The 17543-nt window shown below is 73.8% G+C and carries 16 protein-coding genes; 8 read left to right on the top strand and 8 right to left on the bottom strand.

Features of this window, described 5'->3' with window-relative positions; all coding sequences use genetic code 11:
- The first annotated feature begins 2 nt into the window (after positions 1 to 2).
- Entirely contained in the window at positions 3 to 1121 is a 1119-nt protein-coding gene (locus ABZ192_RS14550; RefSeq protein WP_356924826.1) for a cobalt-precorrin-5B (C(1))-methyltransferase, read from the top strand.
- A 22-nt stretch (positions 1122 to 1143) separates the two neighbouring features.
- On the opposite strand, the gene cobM is transcribed toward ABZ192_RS14550, so the two are convergent.
- From cobM to ABZ192_RS14535, 3 genes are all read right to left on the bottom strand, one after another.
- A complete protein-coding gene (cobM, locus tag ABZ192_RS14545; RefSeq protein WP_356924825.1) occupies positions 1144 to 1893 on the bottom strand; it encodes a precorrin-4 C(11)-methyltransferase in 750 nt (249 codons plus the stop codon).
- Complete coding sequence (gene cbiE, locus ABZ192_RS14540) at positions 1890 to 3164, bottom strand: precorrin-6y C5,15-methyltransferase (decarboxylating) subunit CbiE (protein ID WP_356924824.1); 1275 nt, start codon at positions 3162 to 3164, stop codon at positions 1890 to 1892. Before cbiE ends, cobM begins: the two co-directional genes overlap by 4 nt.
- 139 nt (positions 3165 to 3303) lie before the next feature.
- The gene (locus tag ABZ192_RS14535) at positions 3304 to 3690 is read right to left on the bottom strand and encodes a (2Fe-2S) ferredoxin domain-containing protein (protein ID WP_356924822.1); all 387 of its coding nucleotides are present in this window, start codon (positions 3688 to 3690) and stop codon (positions 3304 to 3306) included.
- 133 nt (positions 3691 to 3823) lie between these two features.
- On the opposite strand from ABZ192_RS14535, the gene ABZ192_RS14530 reads away from it, so the two are divergent.
- Complete coding sequence (locus ABZ192_RS14530) at positions 3824 to 4597, top strand: hypothetical protein (protein WP_356924821.1); 774 nt, start codon at positions 3824 to 3826, stop codon at positions 4595 to 4597.
- Here ABZ192_RS14530 and ABZ192_RS14525 read toward each other — a convergent pair.
- The gene (locus ABZ192_RS14525; RefSeq protein ID WP_356924820.1) at positions 4588 to 5754 is read right to left on the bottom strand and encodes an aromatic ring-hydroxylating dioxygenase subunit alpha; all 1167 of its coding nucleotides are present in this window, start codon (positions 5752 to 5754) and stop codon (positions 4588 to 4590) included. The two genes, ABZ192_RS14530 and ABZ192_RS14525, sit on opposite strands and share 10 nt — an antisense overlap.
- Before the next feature lie 103 nt (positions 5755 to 5857).
- Positions 5858 to 7423: an IucA/IucC family protein gene (locus ABZ192_RS14520; RefSeq protein ID WP_356924851.1), complete on the bottom strand. Its 1566-nt coding sequence runs from the start codon at positions 7421 to 7423 to the stop codon at positions 5858 to 5860.
- Positions 7424 to 7550: 127 nt separating this feature from the next.
- On the opposite strand from ABZ192_RS14520, the gene ABZ192_RS14515 reads away from it, so the two are divergent.
- From ABZ192_RS14515 to ABZ192_RS14505, 3 genes are read left to right on the top strand one after another with little or no spacing between them, the layout of a single operon-like run.
- Positions 7551 to 9047, top strand: a complete 1497-nt coding sequence (locus tag ABZ192_RS14515) for an IucA/IucC family protein (RefSeq protein WP_356924819.1) — start codon at positions 7551 to 7553, stop codon at positions 9045 to 9047.
- 44 nt (positions 9048 to 9091) lie between these two features.
- The gene (locus ABZ192_RS14510) at positions 9092 to 10366 is read left to right on the top strand and encodes a VWA domain-containing protein (RefSeq protein ID WP_356924818.1); all 1275 of its coding nucleotides are present in this window, start codon (positions 9092 to 9094) and stop codon (positions 10364 to 10366) included.
- A complete protein-coding gene (locus ABZ192_RS14505) occupies positions 10366 to 11157 on the top strand; it encodes a hypothetical protein (RefSeq protein ID WP_356924817.1) in 792 nt (263 codons plus the stop codon). Before ABZ192_RS14510 ends, ABZ192_RS14505 begins: the two co-directional genes overlap by 1 nt.
- Positions 11158 to 11210: 53 nt before the next feature.
- On the opposite strand, the gene ABZ192_RS14500 is transcribed toward ABZ192_RS14505, so the two are convergent.
- Positions 11211 to 11837: a helix-turn-helix domain-containing protein gene (locus ABZ192_RS14500; protein ID WP_356924816.1), complete on the bottom strand. Its 627-nt coding sequence runs from the start codon at positions 11835 to 11837 to the stop codon at positions 11211 to 11213.
- Between the two features lie 86 nt (positions 11838 to 11923).
- Between ABZ192_RS14500 and ABZ192_RS14495 the strand changes: the two genes are divergently transcribed.
- From ABZ192_RS14495 to ABZ192_RS14485, 3 genes are all read left to right on the top strand, one after another.
- Positions 11924 to 13132 carry a pyridoxal phosphate-dependent aminotransferase gene (locus tag ABZ192_RS14495; RefSeq protein WP_356924815.1) on the top strand — a complete coding sequence of 403 codons (1209 nt, stop codon included), beginning with the start codon at positions 11924 to 11926 and terminating at the stop codon, positions 13130 to 13132.
- 85 nt (positions 13133 to 13217) lie between these two features.
- Complete coding sequence (locus ABZ192_RS14490; protein WP_356924814.1) at positions 13218 to 13847, top strand: hypothetical protein; 630 nt, start codon at positions 13218 to 13220, stop codon at positions 13845 to 13847.
- 80 nt (positions 13848 to 13927) lie between these two features.
- A complete protein-coding gene (locus ABZ192_RS14485) occupies positions 13928 to 14350 on the top strand; it encodes an acyl-CoA thioesterase (protein WP_356924813.1) in 423 nt (140 codons plus the stop codon).
- Here ABZ192_RS14485 and ABZ192_RS14480 read toward each other — a convergent pair.
- A complete protein-coding gene (locus tag ABZ192_RS14480) occupies positions 14347 to 16032 on the bottom strand; it encodes a serine/threonine-protein kinase (protein ID WP_356924812.1) in 1686 nt (561 codons plus the stop codon). The two genes, ABZ192_RS14485 and ABZ192_RS14480, sit on opposite strands and share 4 nt — an antisense overlap.
- Positions 16033 to 16126: 94 nt before the next feature.
- Positions 16127 to 17515 carry a nucleobase:cation symporter-2 family protein gene (locus ABZ192_RS14475; protein WP_356924811.1) on the bottom strand — a complete coding sequence of 463 codons (1389 nt, stop codon included), beginning with the start codon at positions 17513 to 17515 and terminating at the stop codon, positions 16127 to 16129.
- Between the last annotated feature and the right edge of the window lie 28 nt (positions 17516 to 17543).

The following is a 17543-nucleotide window of genomic DNA, read 5'->3' as shown; positions in this document are numbered from 1 at the left end:
TCATGAGCAGCGAAGTGAAGGGCGGCCGCAGGGCCCAGCTGGAGCACACCGGCCTGCGGCCCGGCTGGACCACCGGCGCCTGTGCGACGGCGGCCACGACGGCGGCGTACACCGCCCTGCTGGCCGGCGAGTTTCCCGACCCCGTGACGATCACCCTGCCGAAGGGGCAGACGCCGTCGTTCGCGCTGGCCGTCGAGGAGCTGGGCGACGGGCACGCGATGGCGGGGGTCGTGAAGGACGCCGGGGACGACCCGGACGTCACGCACGGCGCGCTGGTCCGGGTCACGGTACGGCGGCTGCCCGCCGGGGCCGGGGTGGTGTTCAGGGCCGGTCCCGGGGTCGGCACCATCACCCGGCCCGGTCTGCCCCTGCCCGTCGGCGAACCGGCCGTCAACCCGGTTCCCCGGCAGATGATGCGCGACCACGTCGCCGAGGTCGCCGCCCGGCACGGCGGTTCGGGCGACGTCGAGATCACCGTCTCCGTCGACCACGGCGAGGAGATCGCCCGCTCCACCTGGAACCCCCGGCTCGGCATCCTGGGCGGCCTGTCCATCCTGGGCACGACCGGCATCGTCGTCCCGTACTCCTGCTCGGCGTGGATCGACTCCATCCGGCGGGGCGTGGACGTCGCGCGGGCGGCGGGGCGCAGACATGTCGCCGGGTGCACCGGGTCGACGTCGGAGAAGACGGTCGTGGCCGAGTACGGGCTGCCCGAGGACGCCCTGCTCGACATGGGCGACTTCGCGGGAGCCGTGCTGAAGTACATCCGCCGCCACCCCGTCGACCGCCTGACGATCTGCGGCGGCTTCGCCAAGCTCTCCAAGCTCGCCGCCGGGCACCTCGACCTGCACTCGGCCCGCTCCCAGGTCGACAAGGGCTTCCTCGCCGAACTGGCCCGGCGCGGCGGCGCCGACGAGGCGCTGGCCGCCGAGGTGGCGGACGCCAACACCGGGCTCGCCGCGCTCCAGTCGTGCCAGGCCGCCGGGGTGCCGCTCGGCGACCTGGTCGCCACGACCGCCCGCGACGAGGCCCTGGCCGTGCTGCGCGGGGCGCCGGTCGTGGTCGACGTGATCTGCATCGACCGGGCGGGGACGGTGGTCGGGCGCAGCGCGCCGGCCTGACGACGAAGGCCGCTCACCGCGTTCAGCACACGTGGCGTTCCCGCTCCGGCGAATACAGGTGGCTGTCCCGGAACTGTTCCGCTCCGAGCGTCCGCCCCACCATGATCACGGCCGTGCGCAGCACACCGGCCTCCTTCGTCTTCTCGGCGATCTCGTCGAGGGTGCCGCGGATGATCAGCTCGTCCGGGCGGGAGGCGTAGGCGACGACCGCGGCGGGGGCGTCGGCGCCGTAGTGCGGGAGGAGTTCGGCGACCACGCGGTCCACGTACCTGGCGGCCAGGTGCAGCACGATCAGCGCGCCGCTGCGGCCGAGGGTGGCCAGGTCCTCTCCCTCGGGCATGGCGGTGGCCCGGTTGGCGACGCGGGTGAGGATCACGGTCTGGCCGACGGTCGGCACGGTCAGCTCCCGCTTCAGGGCGGCGGCCGCGGCGGCGAAGGCGGGGACGCCCGGGACGACCTCGTAGGGCACCCCGGCCGCGTCCAGCCGCCGCATCTGCTCGGCGACCGCGCTGAACACGGCGGGGTCCCCCGAGTGCAGCCGGGCCACGTCGTGCCCCTCCTCGTGGGCGCGCAGCAACTCGGCGGTGATCTGGTCCAGGTCGAGCTGCGCGGTGTCCACCAGCCGGGCGTCCGGCGGGCATTCGGCGAGCAGTTCGCGCGGGACCAGGCTGCCCGCGTACAGACAGACCCGGCAGGCGGCGAGCGTACGGGCGCCGCGCACCGTGATCAGGTCGGCGGCACCGGGGCCGGCGCCGATGAAGTACACGGTCATCTGTCTGCTCCTGAAGAAGGTCCTGAAGACGTGTCGGGCGTTTTCCGTACGGCCCACTGGGTCACCGGCATCGCCTGCCGCCACCCGGTGAACCCTCCCACCGGCACGGCGTGTGCCACGGCGAGCCGCACCAGTTCGCCGCCGTGGCGCCGGCGGGCGTCGGCGAGCAGCGCCTCGGACTCCAGCGTCACGGTGTTGGCGACCAGCCGCCCGCCGCCGGGCAGCGCCTCCCAGCACGCGTCGAGGAGGCCGGGCGCGGTGAGCCCACCGCCGACGAACACGGCGTCGGGGGGCGGGAGTTCGGCGAGGACGGCGGGCGCGGCGCCGGTGACGACCCGCAGTCCGGGCACGCCGAGCCGGTCGGCGTTGCGGCTGATCCGCTCGGCGCGCGCCGGGTCCCGCTCCACGGTGACCGCGCGGCACGAGGGGTGGGTGCGCATCCACTCGACGGCGATCGAGCCGGAGCCGCCGCCGATGTCCCACAGCAGTTCGCCGGGTGCGGGGGCGAGCACGCCGAGCGTGGCGGCGCGGACGTGCCGCTTGGTGAGCTGCCCGTCGTGCTCGTACGCCTCGTCCGGGAGCCCGGGCACGGCACCGAGCCGCAGGGCGTCGGGGGCGCGGCGGCACTCCACGGCCACGATGTTGAGCGGATCGCCGGGCGGCCGCTCAGCGGGCCAGTCGTCGGCGGTGGCCTCGTCGGTCGTGCGTTCCCGGTCGCCGCCGAGCTGTTCGAGGACGCGCATCCGGCTGGGCCCGAAGCCCCGGTCCCGCAGCAGGGCGGCGACCTCGCCGGGGGTGCCGGCGTCCGCGCTGAGGACGAGGAGCCGCCGGTTGTCGTGGAGGGCGGCGGCCAGGCGGGCGGCGGGCCGGCCGACGAGCGTGACGACCTCCACGTCCTCCAGCGGCCAGCCGAGCCGGGCGGCGGCGTAGGAGACCGAGGAGGGGTGCGGCAGGACGCGCAGGGCACCGGTCTCCTCGGCGAGGGCGCGGCCGATGCCGTAGAACATGGGGTCCCCGCTGGCCAGTACGGCGACCCGGCGGCCGGCGTGCGCGGCGAGCAGGCCGGGGACGGCGGGGCGCAGCGGCGAGGGCCAGGCGACGCGCTGCCCGGTGCACTCCGGGGGCAGCAGATCCAGCTGGCGGGGCCCGCCGATGACGACCTCGGCGTCACGCAGTGCGGCGCGGGAGGCGTCGGACAGTCCGGCCCAGCCGTCGGCCCCGAGCCCGACGACGGTCACGGCGGCGGTCGGTGCGGAGGGTTCGGGGGTCACTGCGCGGTACCTCGGGGCTCGGGGGCAACAGAGGCGCACTCTACTGGGCGCTGACCAGCGCACCTCTGCTCGGGGGCACCTGCCCTCGCCCGGCGCGGTGACCGTCCCGGCCCCGTCCCGGTGCAAGGCGGCTCCGGGGTCAGGGGGAGTCGGGGCGCCGTCGCGCGCGGGGACTGAAGACGTACAGGTCGAGGATGTCGGGCCGCGGGGCCACGCCCGGGCCGCCCTCGCGGACCCAGGAGACGACGTCCTCGGTCGCGGCCGGGTCGTTGACCAGCCCGAGCCACACCGGCCGGGCGCCGGCGGCCCGGCCCTCGGCGGACGGCTGGACGACGATGACGTTGGCCTGGTCGCAGACGTCGAGACAGGCGGAGATCCGCACCGGCCCCGCCGTGCGCAGCCGCTCGGTCTGGGCCGCGTGATCGACCCCGGTCACCTTGCCGCTGCCGCAGCAGCAGTCCCGGCACACGACGATGCGGCAGGGGGCCCGACCGGTCGCCGCTCCGTCCAGGGGATCGTCGCTCACACCGGGCTTCCTCGTCGTTCCGTCCTCACGCTGCCGCTGATCATCATTTCATGAGGCCGTCAGGTGCCAGGGGCTCGGCCCCGACGGGTTCGGATACCGTTCGGGCGGATCCGGCGAGACGTGGGGAGGCACGATGGGGTCGGGGGGACGGCAAGGGCCGGGGAACGTGATGTGGCTGCTGATGGGTGTCGCGACGCTCGTCACCGCGGTGGCCATGGCCCTGGAGGTCCGCGGTGCGCTGGACCGGGAGCGGGAGTTCCGTGCCGCGCCGGCCTGCGGCTCCGTCCCGGTGAAGGCGTCGGCGTGCCGGTGGGAGCAGGAGTTCACCGTCCGGAAGACCGACCTGAACCTCGGCAGGCGGAACGGCTCACCGGAGGCGGAGCTGCTGCTGCCCTCCGGCAAGCCCTGGCACGTGACCTTCCGGACGACCGATCCGGTCCTGTCGGAGCTCGAGCCGGGCGAGAAGGTCGTCGGCCTGATCTGGCACGGGCAGGTCGTCGAGGTGCGGGACGCCGACGGGCGGCGGCAGCAGACGTCCCGCGGGCCCGTGGGCTGGCCCGAGGACCGCCTCGGCGGCGCGCTCGCCTGTTTCGCGTTCGGCCTGCCCGCCCTCGTGGGCGGGGCGTGGCCGCTGTTCGCGCGGGGCGACCGGCGGCACGCGACAGCGGGAAGCGTGGTGCGGTGGCACGGCGTCTGCATGGGCGTCGCGGCCCTGTTCACCCTGTGGGCGCAGAGCGCCAACGGCTGGCCGTTCTGGGCGATTCCGGCGATCTGGGGACCGCTCGCACTGCTCGGCCTGGCCTCCATGACGGCCTTCGTCATCGCCGCCCTGCGCGGCGACATGGACGACGAGACCCCGCCCGTTCCGGAGCCGGATCCGACGGCACCGGCGTCAGGTCACTCCTGACCCCGGAGGCCGTCAGGAAGCCCCGCACCGTCGCACAGTGCCGCGCCGCCGCAGGCGGCGGCCCGGGCCCGGAGGGGGACGCCGTTTCTGCGCAGCACCTCGCGGACGTCGAGGATCAGCGGGAAGACCTCGTGGTTGCGGTCCTCGCCCTGCTCGTCCCAGGCCCGCTGCTCGGCTTCCACGGCCATGCGGTCCTCGGCGAACACCCGCTCGGTGAAACGCCTGATGAACGGCCAGGCCACTTGGAGGAGTCCGGGGATCCCGGGCTTCTCGATCATGAGCAGGCCGAAGGCGTGACACGTGCGCTGCTCGGCGTCCTCGGGCACGTAGGCGGCCCAGAGGCGGAAGGCCGGCCGTTCGGCGTTCTCCGGGACCAGGTCGAGCGTCTGGTACGGGTACTCGGTGCGGATCGTCATGACGTCGGCGGTGCCGCCCCCGAGGCCCTCGGCCGCCAGCAGCCCGGCGCTGCGGTTGCGCTTTCCCCCGGTGTGGGTGAACAGGTACCTGGCCTCCACGGACCGCTCGTCGGCCTCGTATCCCAGCAGTTCGGGGTGGAGCCTGCCGACGACGCCCCGGTGGAGGAACTGGTGGTTCATGTCGAGGAGGTTCTCGTGCATGAACGAGTAGTGGCAGCGCACGGTCCGGGAGTACGTCATGGTCCGGTACCGCGGGGAACCGAAGGCGGGCAGGTGCGGCAGCGGCGTGGCCGCAGCCAGCTGCGGGTCGCCCGGGAAGACGAAGACCAGGCCGTACGCCTCGCGCACGGGGTAGCCGCGCACGCCGCGGGGCGGCCGGCGATCGCCCTTGGCCAGGTACGGGATCTGCGAGATGCGGCCGTCGCCGCGATAGGCCCAGGCGTGGTAGCGGCAGCGGAGCGTCTCACCCTCCACGACGCCCATGCTCAACGGCACCTGCCGGTGGGCGCACCGGTCCTCCAGCGCGTGCACGTCGCCGCTCTCCGAGCGGAACAGGGCGATGCGCTCCCCCGCGAACGTGGCCGCCAGCACCCTGCCGGCGCGCACGCGCCGGGACAGGGCGACCGGATACCAGTGGTCCGGGTGCGCGCCCACCCTCCGCAGATCGGCCTTGGCGGGATCCGGGTCGGTGTGCTCCGAGGGCTCGGCGGCGAGGGCGGTGGCCCTGTCGGTCTCGGTCATACCTCTCCTCGCAGGGGGGACACGGCACGGACAGCCACCCTCACCCTGACCATGGCCCCGCGCCGGTGCCCTGCCGGAGGGTCCGGACGGGTGACCGGCTCGCTCAGGCGCCGCGCAGCGGGTTGGGCAACGGCAGGTAGCGCGCGTCCGCGCCGTTCGCGCCGGTCCAGCGCAGCAGCAGGTTCGTCTTGCCGGGGAGGGTGGGTGAGGCGAGCAGGGCGGGGATCTCGGGCACGTCGTGGTGGGCGAGTTCGCGGCGGGCCGCGGGCCAGGGGTCGAAGCCGGGATGGCGTTCCACGAGGGCGCCGGCGATCTCGCTGAGGTGGTTGACGACCAGGCAGTACACGAGCCGCTGCCAGCCGGCTTCGCGCGAGACGTCCGGCAGCAGTTTCACGCCCTCGGCGTCCCGGTACAGCGCCTGCACGGGCATGCCGCCGGCGTCCACGGCGACCAGGGTGTTCTGCAGGTGCGCCTCGATGACGACACCGTGCCGGGCGAAGGCCGTCAGGGCCGGGGGCACCACCCGCGCCAGGTACGCCGCCCACCAGGCCCCGGGGTCGGCGGCCCCGTCGAGCGGGCTGCCGTCGAAGCCCTCGACGAGACCGGCGGCGAGCAGCGGGGTCGCGCCGGGCAGGAGACGGCCTCCGAAACCGTCCCGGACGAGGACGGCCAGGGCCTCGAAGGCGAAGTCGGCGGTGCGGTACCCGCGGTCGCTCAGCCAGGCCGGGGGGCCTTCGAACGTGTCGAGGGCAGCGCGCACGGCGGTGTCGGTGCGGCGCAGGGCGAGCAGGTCGTGCCGCCACAGCCGGCGGATGTCGTTGGTGATGCGCACGTCCAGGCTGAACTTCAGGAAGAGGTCGTGCCCGGGCGCGTAGAGCGTGCGGATCGCGGCCGTCGGCCAGGTGCCGGGGGCGGCCGGGCCGAGCCGGACGAGTCTGCCGTCCGCGAAGGCGTCGGCGAGTTCCGCACCGGCCAGGTCGAGCTGCCAGGGGTGCGCGGGCAGCAGCCGGTAGCCGGGCGGGGCCGTGCCGAGGGCGTCGAGGGCGGAGGTGTCGCCCTCCTCGACGACGGTGTCCTCGCGCAGCCCGAGCAGGGTCAGCGGGAAGTCGGCGTACGCCTCTGGCGCGTAGGGCAGCCACCCGGCGGCGGGGCCGCCGCCGCGCGCCTTCGGGGCCGGGTGGTGGGTGTGGCCGGTGAGGAGGCACTGCTCGGAGCGCCGATAGGGGTCGTCGGGCGGGGTGGCCCGGGTGCGGGCGGCCAGCAGCGCGGCCACGGCGTCCCGGCTGTCGATCATCTCGGCGGGCAGTTCGTGGTTGGACAGCCCGGTGTGCCGGCGCAGTTCCTCGGCGACGAGTTTGACCAGTTCGGTGTGGCCGATACGGTGCCAGCCGCCGGCCGTGCGGACCTCGGGCCCGGCTGGCCGCCGCGTGCCGCGCACGCGCAGCAGGCGGTCCGCGCCGGGCAGGTGGTGGACCCGGTACTCGCCCGTTTCGCTCACCGGCCGGGCCACCTCCCGCAGCAGACAGTTCAGCAGCGGCACGGCGGCGTACTCGTCGGCCCGTTCGGCGAGGCCGCCGGTCACCGGGTCGTCCTGGGCGGAGACACCGTGTGCGGAGTCACCATGGGCACAGTCACCGTGGGCGGAGTCGTCGCCGTCGGGCGGGGGCATGAGGTCCACGCTTCCACTCGTTCCCTGCGGTCCTTGAAGGATTTCCGGACTTCCGGGCGGAGATGATCAGTATGCGTGCCGTCGTCATCCCGCCGTGACGCCCTATTCGTACCCGAGGAGCCCGCCCGTGCACCGTACCCCCACCGCCGAGGCCGAGGTCGCCGACGAACTGGCCGTCGCGCGGCCCGGTCTCCTGCCGCGGTACGAGGCCGAACTTCCCGGTGCCCGGGCGGCCGTGCTGTCCCGGCTGTGGCGCGGTCTCGCCCACGACCCGCTGCCCTGGGTCACCCGCCGCGAGCAGGGCGGGGACGGGCTGACCCTGTACCTGTCGGACGGCCGCCGGCTGCACGGCCCGCGGCCGGATCCGTACGCGACCGGCGCGTACGTCACCGTCGTACGGCTCGACGAGGCGGAGTACGACGATCCGGCCCGGCTGGTGACAAACCTCGCCGTACCGCACTCCGCGTCCTTCGCCGCCGAACTCGCGCACAGCGTCGCGTCGTTGGCGCTGTCGCGGGCCGGGCAGCAAGGGCACGCGACGGAGGGGCGGCCGGAGCGCGACTGGGAGTGGGAGCAGCGGATCGTCGACGGGCATCCGTTCCACCCCACGTGCCGGTCCCGGCCCGGCTTCTCGGTGGCGGAGCAGCTCGCCTACGGGCCCGAGCACCGGCCGCTGGTGGAGCTGGGGCTGGTGCCGGTGCGGGCGGAGGAGTGCCTGGTGACGGGGGCGTGGCCGCGGGAACTGCGGGACGGGGAGCGGGTGGTGCTGCCGGTGCACCCGTGGCAGGCGGCGCACGTGCTGAAGCGGGTCTGCGAGGAGCGGCGCGCCGGGCATCCCCTGATGGCGCTGCGGACGCTCGCGCTGCCCGGCGGGCCGCACGTCAAGACCTCGCTCAGCGCCCGGCTGACGTCCTCGGTGCGGGACATCTCGCTGGCCTCGGTCGCCGCGTCCGCGGTGCTGTCGGACTTCGCCGGGACGCCGGCGGCGCACACCGACGGCCTGCTGCACATGACCCGCACCCTGGGCGCGGCGGCGGCCGGTTCCCCCGACTTCGCGGCCGTCCTGCGGGAGCCGCCGGAGACGTACGCGGCGTCCGGCGAACGGGTCCTGCCGGTGGCGGCTCTCGCCACCACCGAGCTCCCCCGCTCCCCCGCCTGGCTGGCCGCCTTCGCGCGCCTCGCCCTCACCGTCGGTCTGCGGCTGCTGGAGCTGGGCGTGGCCCTGGAGGCGCACGGCCAGAACCTCCTGGTGATCCTCTCGCCGGCGGGCGATCCGCTGCGGCTGGTCTACCGCGACCTGGCCGACATCCGCGTCAGCCCGGTCCGTCTGGCCCGGCACGGCATCACGGTGCCCGACCTGCCCGCCCGTATGGTCACGGACGACGAACGGGCGCTGCGGCGCAAGCTGTTCGGCTCGCTGGTGGCGGGCGCGCTGGCCGGCACGGCGGGGTCGGGGGCGGCGCTCACGCAGGCGCTGGAGACGGCCGTACGGGATCTGCCCCGCACCCCGGACCTCGCGGCGCTGCGCGCGGAGCCCCTGCCCACGAAGGCGCTGACGCTGATGCGGCTCTCGCCGCAGGCGCCCGGCGACCAGTGGGCGGACCTGCCCAATCCCCTTGGCTGAGCCCCGTTTTGGATGACGGCATCCCTGATCAATAAGATCCGCCGATGATCACAAGAAAACGGCTGGCGGCGGGCGTCTGTGCCCTGCTCGCCGCGCTGACGGCCGGGCTCGCCTTCCCGGCCGGAGCGGCAGCCGGTGAACCCACCGGCCAGGACGCCCCCAAGGTCGACCTCGTCCTCGATGTCAGCGGCTCGATGCGGGCCCGCGACATCGACGGGCAGTCGCGGATGGCCGCCGCGAAGCAGGCGTTCAACGAGGTGCTCGACGCGACGCCGGAGGAGGTCGAGCTCGGCATCCGCACCCTCGGCGCGAACTACCCGGGCGACGACCGGAAGACGGGCTGCAAGGACACCGCGCAGCTCTACCCGGTCGGCCCGCTGGACCGCACCGAGGCCAAGACGGCCGTCGCCACGCTCAGTCCGACCGGCTGGACACCGATCGGCCCGGCCCTGCTGAAGGCGGCCGACGACCTGGACGGCGGTGACGGCTCCAAGCGCATCGTGCTGATCAGCGACGGCGAGGACACCTGCGCGCCGCTCGACCCGTGCGAGGTGGCCCGCGAGATCGCCGCCAAGGGCATCGGCCTGACCATCGACACGCTGGGCCTGGTGCCGACCGCCGAGCTGAGCAGGCAGCTGAGCTGCATCGCCGAGGCCACCGGCGGCACGTACACCTCGGTGGAGCACCAGGACGAACTCACCGACCGGGTCAACCAGTTGGTGGACCGGGCGGCCGATCCGGTGGTGACGCCGGTGCCGGTGGAGGGCGCCGCCGCGTGCACCGGGGCACCGGCGCTGAAGCCGGGGCTGTTCACGGACCGGGAGGGGTTCGGGCAGCAGCGCTGGTACCGGGTGGACGTGCTGCCGGGCCAGGAGCTGCGGGCCTCGGTGAGCGTGGCGGCCGACCGGGCCGTGAACCCCGGCTACGGGGTGCTGCTGCGGGCGGTCACGACACACGGCCGGGAGATCGTGCGCGGCGAGGCGGCGGGCAACGGCCGTACGGATGTGATCTCGGCGGGGCTGAGGTACCCCGAGCCGGAGCGTGACGACTCCGACGGGGACAAGCCGGCCGCGGAGACCGTGTGCCTGGCGGTCACCCACTCCTTCTCGCCGGCCTCCGGGGTGAAGACCACGCCCGGGCTGCCGCTGGAGCTGACGGTCGACGTCGTGGACGGCCCGAGCCAGGCGGGTGACGTGGCCTCCTTCGGCCTCGGCCGCGGCTGGTGGCTGCTCGGCGCGCTGATTCTCACCGGCTTCCTCGCCGGTCTTCTCTGGGGCTGGCTCTCGCGCTGGCGGGTCGCGGTCTGGAGGACCAACTGATGCGAATCGTACGTGCGTTGAGCGCCGCGCTGCTGACCCTCGGCCTGGCGGCCGCTCCGGCCGCGGCCGACGCCTCGCCGAGTCCGTCGCAGGACGCCTCGGCGGCACCCACCCGGGCTGGTACCTCCTTCCGTACGGCCACGGAGTTCGAGCAGGGGCAGCGGGCCACGGCGAGCGGCTCCACGGGCGACTACCTGTACTGGTCGTTCCCCGCCGACACCGGGCAGCGCCCCACGGTCAGGGCGACGGTGAAGCTGCCGGACACCCACGCCGCGCAGACCTGGCAGATCGACGTGTACGACGGCCTGCGCCGCCGTCAGGCCTGCCAGTACGGGGCACAGACCCGCACCGCGGCGGCGGACGCGCCCTCCGTGGAGCTGGCCTGTGTGCTGCGCACGGTCCGCGCCTGGTCGGAGCCGTGGGCGAACGACCCGCTGCCCGGCACGTACTACATCCGGCTGACGGCGGCCGGCGTCCCCGCCTCCGACCTGGGCCTCCCGGTCGACACCGAGGTCCGGGCCGACTCCGAGGACATCGGCGGCGCGGCGGCGGTGGACGGCTCGCTGTCCGAGCCCCTGGTGCCGGGCATCGCGGCGAAACCCGAGGACGAGCAGGAGAACGCGGCGGTGCTGGCCGGCCTCGAACCGGAGGACGGCTGGGCGTCCGGCTGGTGGTCGGACCGGTGGGCGTGGACGGCGGTGGGCGGCGTACTGGCCGCGCTGGCGGGTGTCGGCGGATACGCGCTGACACGCGGCGCGGGACGGCCCGTGCGGGTGCCGCCGAGCGCCTGACACCCATCAGTGCCTGACACCCGTCAGAAGGCCCGTGTCACACGGGCCTTCTTTCATGCCTCGCGCAGTGCCTTCGCGAGGGTGCCCTCGCCGCTCACCTGGAGCCGACCCTCGCGCACGGCCCGGGTCAGGCTCAGCTCCCCCCGGCTGAGCGCCGTGCACGTGCCGGTGTCCAGGACCAGCCGGGCGTCCGGCTCGCCGGGGGCGGGCCCGTCGCCGTACACGGGTCCCTCCTCCGCACCGGCCCGCAGGTGGAACTGCCCCTCCTCCAGGCGGACTTCGACGAGTCCCTCCCCGTCCAGCAGGCGCAGCAGGGGCAGGGCGAACCAGTGCGCCCGCACCGCGTCCGTCGGCCGCCGCTCACCCAGCTCCGCCTGCCCCCACTCCCCCAGCGCCTGGAGCACGGGCAGCAATTCGCGTCCCCGGGCGGTGAGTTCGTAGACATAGGCGGCGCCGGGCGGGGGCAGCCGGCGGCGGGTCGCGAGGCCGTCGCGCTCCATGTCCTTCAGCCGCGAGGCGAGTACGTCCGTGCTGACGCCGGGCAGGTCCGCGTGCAGGTCGGTGTAGCGGCGGGGACCGGCGAGGAGCTCCCGGACGATCAGGAGGGTCCAGCGGTCGCCGACGACATCGAGGGCGCGGGCGGCGGAACAGTACTGATCGTAGCTGCGGCGAGGTGGCATGCGACGCAGTCTAGACAAGTTGTTGGACTTTCCAAGCGGCTACTTGGTAAAACCAAGCAACACCAGTCGGCGAGGGGAAGCAGCGCATGGAGTTCCGGCAGTCGAGCAAGCTGAGCGAGGTCTGTTACGAGATCCGCGGCCCGGTGATAGAGCACGCCAACGCGCTGGAGGAGGCCGGTCACAGCGTGCTGCGCCTGAACACCGGCAATCCCGCCCTCTTCGGATTCGAGGCGCCGGACGAGATCCTCCAGGACATGATCCGGATGCTGCCGCAGGCGCACGGCTACACCGACTCGCGCGGCATCCTCTCCGCCCGCCGCGCGGTCGCCCAGCGCTACCAGACGCTGGGCCTGGAGGTCGGCGTCGACGACGTCTTCCTCGGCAACGGCGTCTCCGAACTGGTCTCGATGGCGGTCCAGGCGCTGCTGGAGGACGGCGACGAGATCCTCATCCCCGCCCCGGACTTCCCCCTCTGGACGGCCGTGACGACCCTCGCGGGCGGCAAGGCGGTCCACTACCTCTGCGACGAGCAGGCCGACTGGTACCCGGACCTGGACGACATGGCGTCGAAGATCACGGACCGTACGAAGGCCGTGGTCGTCATCAACCCCAACAACCCCACCGGCGCGGTCTACCCGAAGGAGATCGTCGAGGGCATCCTCGACCTCGCCCGGCGGCACGGCCTGATGGTGTTCGCCGACGAGATCTACGACCAGATCCTCTACGACGACGCCGTGCACCACTCGGCCGCCGCGCTCGCCCCCGACCTGGTGGTGCTCACCTTCTGCGGCCTGTCCAAGACGTACCGCGTGGCGGGCTTCCGCTCGGGCTGGCTGGTGGTGACGGGGCCGAGGCAGCACGCGAAGGACTACCTGGAGGGCCTCACGATGCTGGCCTCCATGCGGCTGTGCGCCAACGCGCCCGCCCAGTACGCCATCCAGGCCGCGCTGGGCGGCCGGCAGTCCATCCGCGACCTCACCCTGCCGGGCGGCCGGCTGCTCGAACAGCGCGACGTGGCCTGGGAGAAGCTGAACGAGATCCCCGGCGTGACGTGCGTGAAGCCGAAGGGGGCGCTGTACGCGTTCCCACGTCTCGACCCCAAGGTGCACAAGATCCACGACGACGAGAAGTTCGTCCTCGACCTGCTGCTGCGGGAGAAGATCCAGGTGGTCCAGGGCACCGGCTTCAACTGGCCCACGCCCGACCACTTCCGCATCCTGACCCTCCCGTACGCCGACGACCTGGAGGCGGCGATCGGGCGGATCGGGCGGTTCCTCGGCGGGTACCGGCAGTAGGCGCGATTGTCAGTGGCGGGTCGTAGCCTTCCAGCAGGTGGGGCGAGTGCCCCGGGGCCTGTCCCGTGCCGGAGAGGAGCGCGCCGTGACCCGACCGCCGACCGCCGCGCAGCGGCGGGTCATCGACGCCGCCGACCCGGTGACCGGCCGGCTGCGGGGGACGGAGGCGCAACTCGCGGCGCTGGTGAAGCGAGGGCTCGCCTTCCGGCACCCGCGACCGCCGCACGATCACTTTCTGACGCCGGAGGGGCACCGGGTACGGCAGGGCGTCATGCAGGTGCACGAGCCCGCCACCGAGGCCCCCGCCACCGCCGGTGTGTTCGCCGCGCGCGTCGGCGGGGAGGAGGCGGCACCGCAGAGCGGGCCCGCGCGGCGCCGTGAGGTGCACAGCGCCTGGCAGGGACTGCTGGAGCTGCGCCGGATGACCAACCCGGACGGCTCGGTGGAGCGGCCGTGCGGCTGGGAGCGTACGCATCTCGTGCAGGCCGCCGCCCTCGCGCTGGAGGCGGCCGGACACCACCCGGGCGGGCAGGGCGGCGGGGGCTACCGGGTGCGGGAGACCCCGCAGCCGGAGGCCGTCGCCGTGTACGAGCCGGACGGCGAGGCGCTGCGGGCCTGCGCGGCCACCCTGGAAGGGGCAGGCTGGCAGGTGAGCGAGCACCGCGCGCCGCGCACCGGGACCCGCTATCTCCTGGCCTCGCCCCGCCGGGCGTGACGGACATGCCAAGATCGGTGGATCGTTGCGTACGCCACGCGTGCCCGGTGTGACGCGTGCCCGGTGTGAGAGGGGAAGCCATGAGCGAGCCGTTTTCGGTCCCGGTGACCGTCCGCGGTTACGAGATCGACGTGCAGGGTCATCTCAACCAGAGCGTGTACCTGAACTACGCGGAACACGCCCGCTGGTCGTTACTGCGGGCCGCGGGGATCAGCCAGTCCGCCCTGATCGGCAGCGGTGTGGGCCCGGTCGCCCTGGAGACGACCATCCGCTACCAGCGCGAGCTGCTCGCGGGCGACGAGGTCGAGGTGACCTGCGCCTTCGCCTGGGGCGAAGGCAAGACCTTCCGCATCGAGCAGACGGTCCGCAAGGCCGACGGCACGGTGGCGGCCGAGATCACGGCGGTCGGCGGCCTGTTGGACCTCAAGGCCCGCAAGCTGGTCCCGGACCCCCGGGAGCACTTCCGGAAGCTGGCGTCGGACCCGGGCCTGTTCGGGCTCTAGGCCGCCTTCTTCCAGACGGTCATGTCCACCATGAGGGAGGCGAGCTCCGGCAGCGCCGTCGACTTCGTCTGGACCACGAGCAGGGCGATGTCCCCGGAGGGGTGCTTGACGCAGATCTGACTGCCGACCGCTACCGAGGCCAGCGTCCAGCGGCGACGGTCGGCAGCGCCGAGTATGAGCCGGCACTCGTCGAGGGAAACCGCCTCGTCGGTGAACATCTGGACGAACACGCTGCTGTCGCTCTCCAGCTCGCAGCTCGGGTTCTCACAGTTGAAGCGGATGTCTCCCTTGCGGTCGTCGCGCCAGAGCGGCTTCTCGAAGCTGAGCGAGGTCTTCGCGTTCAGCAGCAATGGCGCCTGTGTGATGACCTGCGGCGACTTGGACGCGGCCGGGGACGGACGGGACGCTTCCGGAGTTCCGCCGCCCGCTTCCGCCTCCGCTTCCGCTCCCGACGCGGGCCCGGAGCCCGAGCGCGCCCCGGTGGACGACTCCGGCGCGGCCGACCGTCCGGACTTCTCCGCGCCCGGCGTCGACGGTGCGCCCGCCACCCAGTCCCGGAATCTGTTCCCCGCGTCGGCGACCGTCCAGACCAGGCCGGTCAGCACCAGCGCCCCCGCCGTCACGGCCACGGTCGTGATCAGGGCGGTGCGCCGTCTGCGCGCCCGTCTCTCCTCCGGTCCCGGCGGCCGCGTCTGCGGCTGCGTGACGACCAGCGGCTGCATGTGCACCCTGGTCGGGTCCAGGGACGGCGCCGGGGAGGCCCAGGTGGCGTCGAGGTCCGCCGGGGAGGGGACCGTCACCTCCGGCCCCATGACGTCCCGCCAGACGGCCGGGCCCGCGCCCGCCTCCGCGTCGGCGCCCAGCGCCTGCCGGCACCACTCGACGATCTCCGCCAGACCGGCCCGGTCCTCCGGGGCGGCGGCCAGGCACCGGGCGATCAGCGGCCGGAGCTGGACGGGCAGCACGGACAGGTCGGGTTGATCGTGCACGATCCGGTACAGCACCCCGACCGCGGAGCCGTCCCCGTACAGCGGCCGGCCCAGCGCCGCGAACGCAGCCGTCTGGCCCAGCGCGAAGACGTCGGTCGCCGCCGTGACCTCGCCGCCGGACGCCTGCTCGGGAGCCATGAAGTGCGGCGTCCCGATGGTGGAGCCGGTGGCGGTGTGCGAGGTGAAGTCGGAGGCCAGCGAGATGCCGAAGTCGATCACCCGCGGCCCGTCGGCGGCGAGCAGCACGTTCGACGGCTTGAGGTCCCGGTGCACGATGCCCGCAGCGTGGATGGCCTGGAGTGCCTCGGCGACCCCCGCCATCAGCCACAGCACCGCGGGCGCCGGCAGCGGTCCGCGCCGGGCCACGGCCTCCGTCAGGGACGGGCCGGGCACGTACAGCGTGGCCGCCCAGGGCGGTGTGCCGTCCGCGTCGGCGTCGATCAGCTCGGCCGTGTACGCGCCCCGCACCCGCCGGGCCGCCTCGACCTCCCGGCGGAACCGCCGCCGGAAGGCCGGGTCGTCGGCCAGCTCCGGCCGCACCACCTTGATCGCCACCGGCCGGCCGCCCTGTGTGTGCGACAGGTAGACCCGGCCCATGCCGCCCGCGCCGAGCCGGGCGGCCAGGCGGTACCCGGCCACCACGGGCGGATCGTCCGCCTGCAACGGCTGGAACACCTCGGTCGCGTGGTTCATCGGTCCGTCTCCCCCTCGTCCCCTGTCCCCCCGGTCAACGGTGAGTTGACCGAGGCAGAAGCCTAAGCGGAGTTCGGAGCTGTTTTCGCCGATCTCACGGTGCTGCCGGGGCGCGGGGGACGCCCGTGATCTCCTCGCCCGCCTCCATCGGGTGGGTCACGTCGTGGGCGTCCCGGTCGCGCGGGCCCAGGTGGTTGAAGACCAGGTTCAGCAGGACCGCCGCGACGCAGCCCGTCGAGATGCCCGAGTCCAGGACGATCCGCGCCGTCTCCGGGAAGGCGTGGTAGAACTCCGGCGCCGTGATGGGGATGATGCCGACGGCCAGGGAGACGGCCACGATCAGGACGTTGTTGTCCTTCTCCAGACCGGCCCGGACCAGGGTCTGGATGCCGCTGGCGGCGACGGAGCCGAACAGGACCACGCCCGCCCCGCCGAGCACCGGGCGCGGTACGACGGCGATCAGCGAGGCGGCCATCGGGCACAGGCCCATCAGCACCAGGAAACCGCCGCCGGCCGCGACGACGTACCGGCTGCGGATCTTCGTCATCGCGACCAGGCCGATGTTCTGTGCGAAGGCGCTGCACATGAAGCCGTTGAAGAGCGGGCTGATCGCCGAGCCGAGGGTGTCGGCGCGCAGGCCGGCCGCGATGGTCTTCTCGTCGGCCGGACGGTCGACGATCTCGCCCAGCGCCAGCATGTCGGCGGTCGACTCGGTCATCGACACCACCATCACGACGCACAGGGAGAGGATCGCGGCGAGCTGGAACTGCGGGGCGCCGAAGTGGAAGGGCGTCGGGAAGCCGATGACGGCCGCGTCCGCGACCGGGCCGAAGTCCGTGGCACCGAACGGGATCGCGAGGAGCGTGCCCACGACCAGGCCGAGCAGCACGGCGATCTGCTTGACGAAGCCCCGGGTGAAGCGCCGCAGCAGCAGGACGACGACGAGCGTGCCGGCGGCGAGCCCGAGGTTGGTCGCCGAACCGTAGTCGTGCGCCGCCGGGTCGGGGCCCTGCGCCCAGCCGAAGGCCACCGGGAGCAGGGAGACGCCGATCAGGGTGATGACCGTTCCCGTCACGACCGGTGGGAAGAAGCGGACCGCCTTGCAGAAGACGGGGGCGGCTATGAAGCCGAGGAGTCCGGCGACGATGACCGCGCCGAAGATGACCGGCAGGGCGTCGGACTTGTCCTCGGTGGAGGCGACGATCGCGGTCATCGGGGCGACACCGGCGAAGGTGACGCCGTTGACGAACGGCAGCCGGGCGCCGATCTTCCAGACGCCGATGGTCTGCAGGAACGTGGCGAGGCCCGCGGTGAACAGACAGGCGCCGGTGAGGAAGGTCAGGTCGGTGGCGGTCAGGCCGATGGCCGCGCCGACGATCAGGGGTGGGGCGACGACTCCCGCGTACATGGCGGCCACGTGCTGGAGGCCGGTCGTCGCCATCTTGAGCGCGGGGAGTTTTTCGTCAACGGGGTGGTCGGCCACGGCGGCTTCCCTCCGGTCGGTTACACGG

This window comes from Streptomyces sp. NPDC006235, assembly GCF_040613735.1.
GTDB lineage: Bacteria > Actinomycetota > Actinomycetes > Streptomycetales > Streptomycetaceae > Streptomyces.
This window is presented reverse-complemented; position numbering and strand designations above follow the sequence as displayed.

Bases quoted from the DNA above. Each gene is read 5' to 3' on its own strand.
- ABZ192_RS14550 (WP_356924826.1), top strand. From the start codon at position 3: ATGAGCAGCGAAGTGAAGGGCGGCCGCAGGGCCCAGCTGGAGCACACC.
- cobM (WP_356924825.1), bottom strand. From the start codon at position 1,893: ATGACCGTGTACTTCATCGGCGCCGGCCCCGGTGCCGCCGACCTGATC.
- ABZ192_RS14530 (WP_356924821.1), top strand. From the start codon at position 3,824: ATGGGGTCGGGGGGACGGCAAGGGCCGGGGAACGTGATGTGGCTGCTG.
- ABZ192_RS14525 (WP_356924820.1), bottom strand. From the start codon at position 5,754: ATGACCGAGACCGACAGGGCCACCGCCCTCGCCGCCGAGCCCTCGGAG.
- ABZ192_RS14520 (WP_356924851.1), bottom strand. From the start codon at position 7,423: ATGCCCCCGCCCGACGGCGACGACTCCGCCCACGGTGACTGTGCCCAT.
- ABZ192_RS14510 (WP_356924818.1), top strand. From the start codon at position 9,092: ATGATCACAAGAAAACGGCTGGCGGCGGGCGTCTGTGCCCTGCTCGCC.
- ABZ192_RS14505 (WP_356924817.1), top strand. From the start codon at position 10,366: ATGCGAATCGTACGTGCGTTGAGCGCCGCGCTGCTGACCCTCGGCCTG.
- ABZ192_RS14500 (WP_356924816.1), bottom strand. From the start codon at position 11,837: ATGCCACCTCGCCGCAGCTACGATCAGTACTGTTCCGCCGCCCGCGCC.
- ABZ192_RS14495 (WP_356924815.1), top strand. From the start codon at position 11,924: ATGGAGTTCCGGCAGTCGAGCAAGCTGAGCGAGGTCTGTTACGAGATC.
- ABZ192_RS14485 (WP_356924813.1), top strand. From the start codon at position 13,928: ATGAGCGAGCCGTTTTCGGTCCCGGTGACCGTCCGCGGTTACGAGATC.
- ABZ192_RS14480 (WP_356924812.1), bottom strand. From the start codon at position 16,032: ATGAACCACGCGACCGAGGTGTTCCAGCCGTTGCAGGCGGACGATCCG.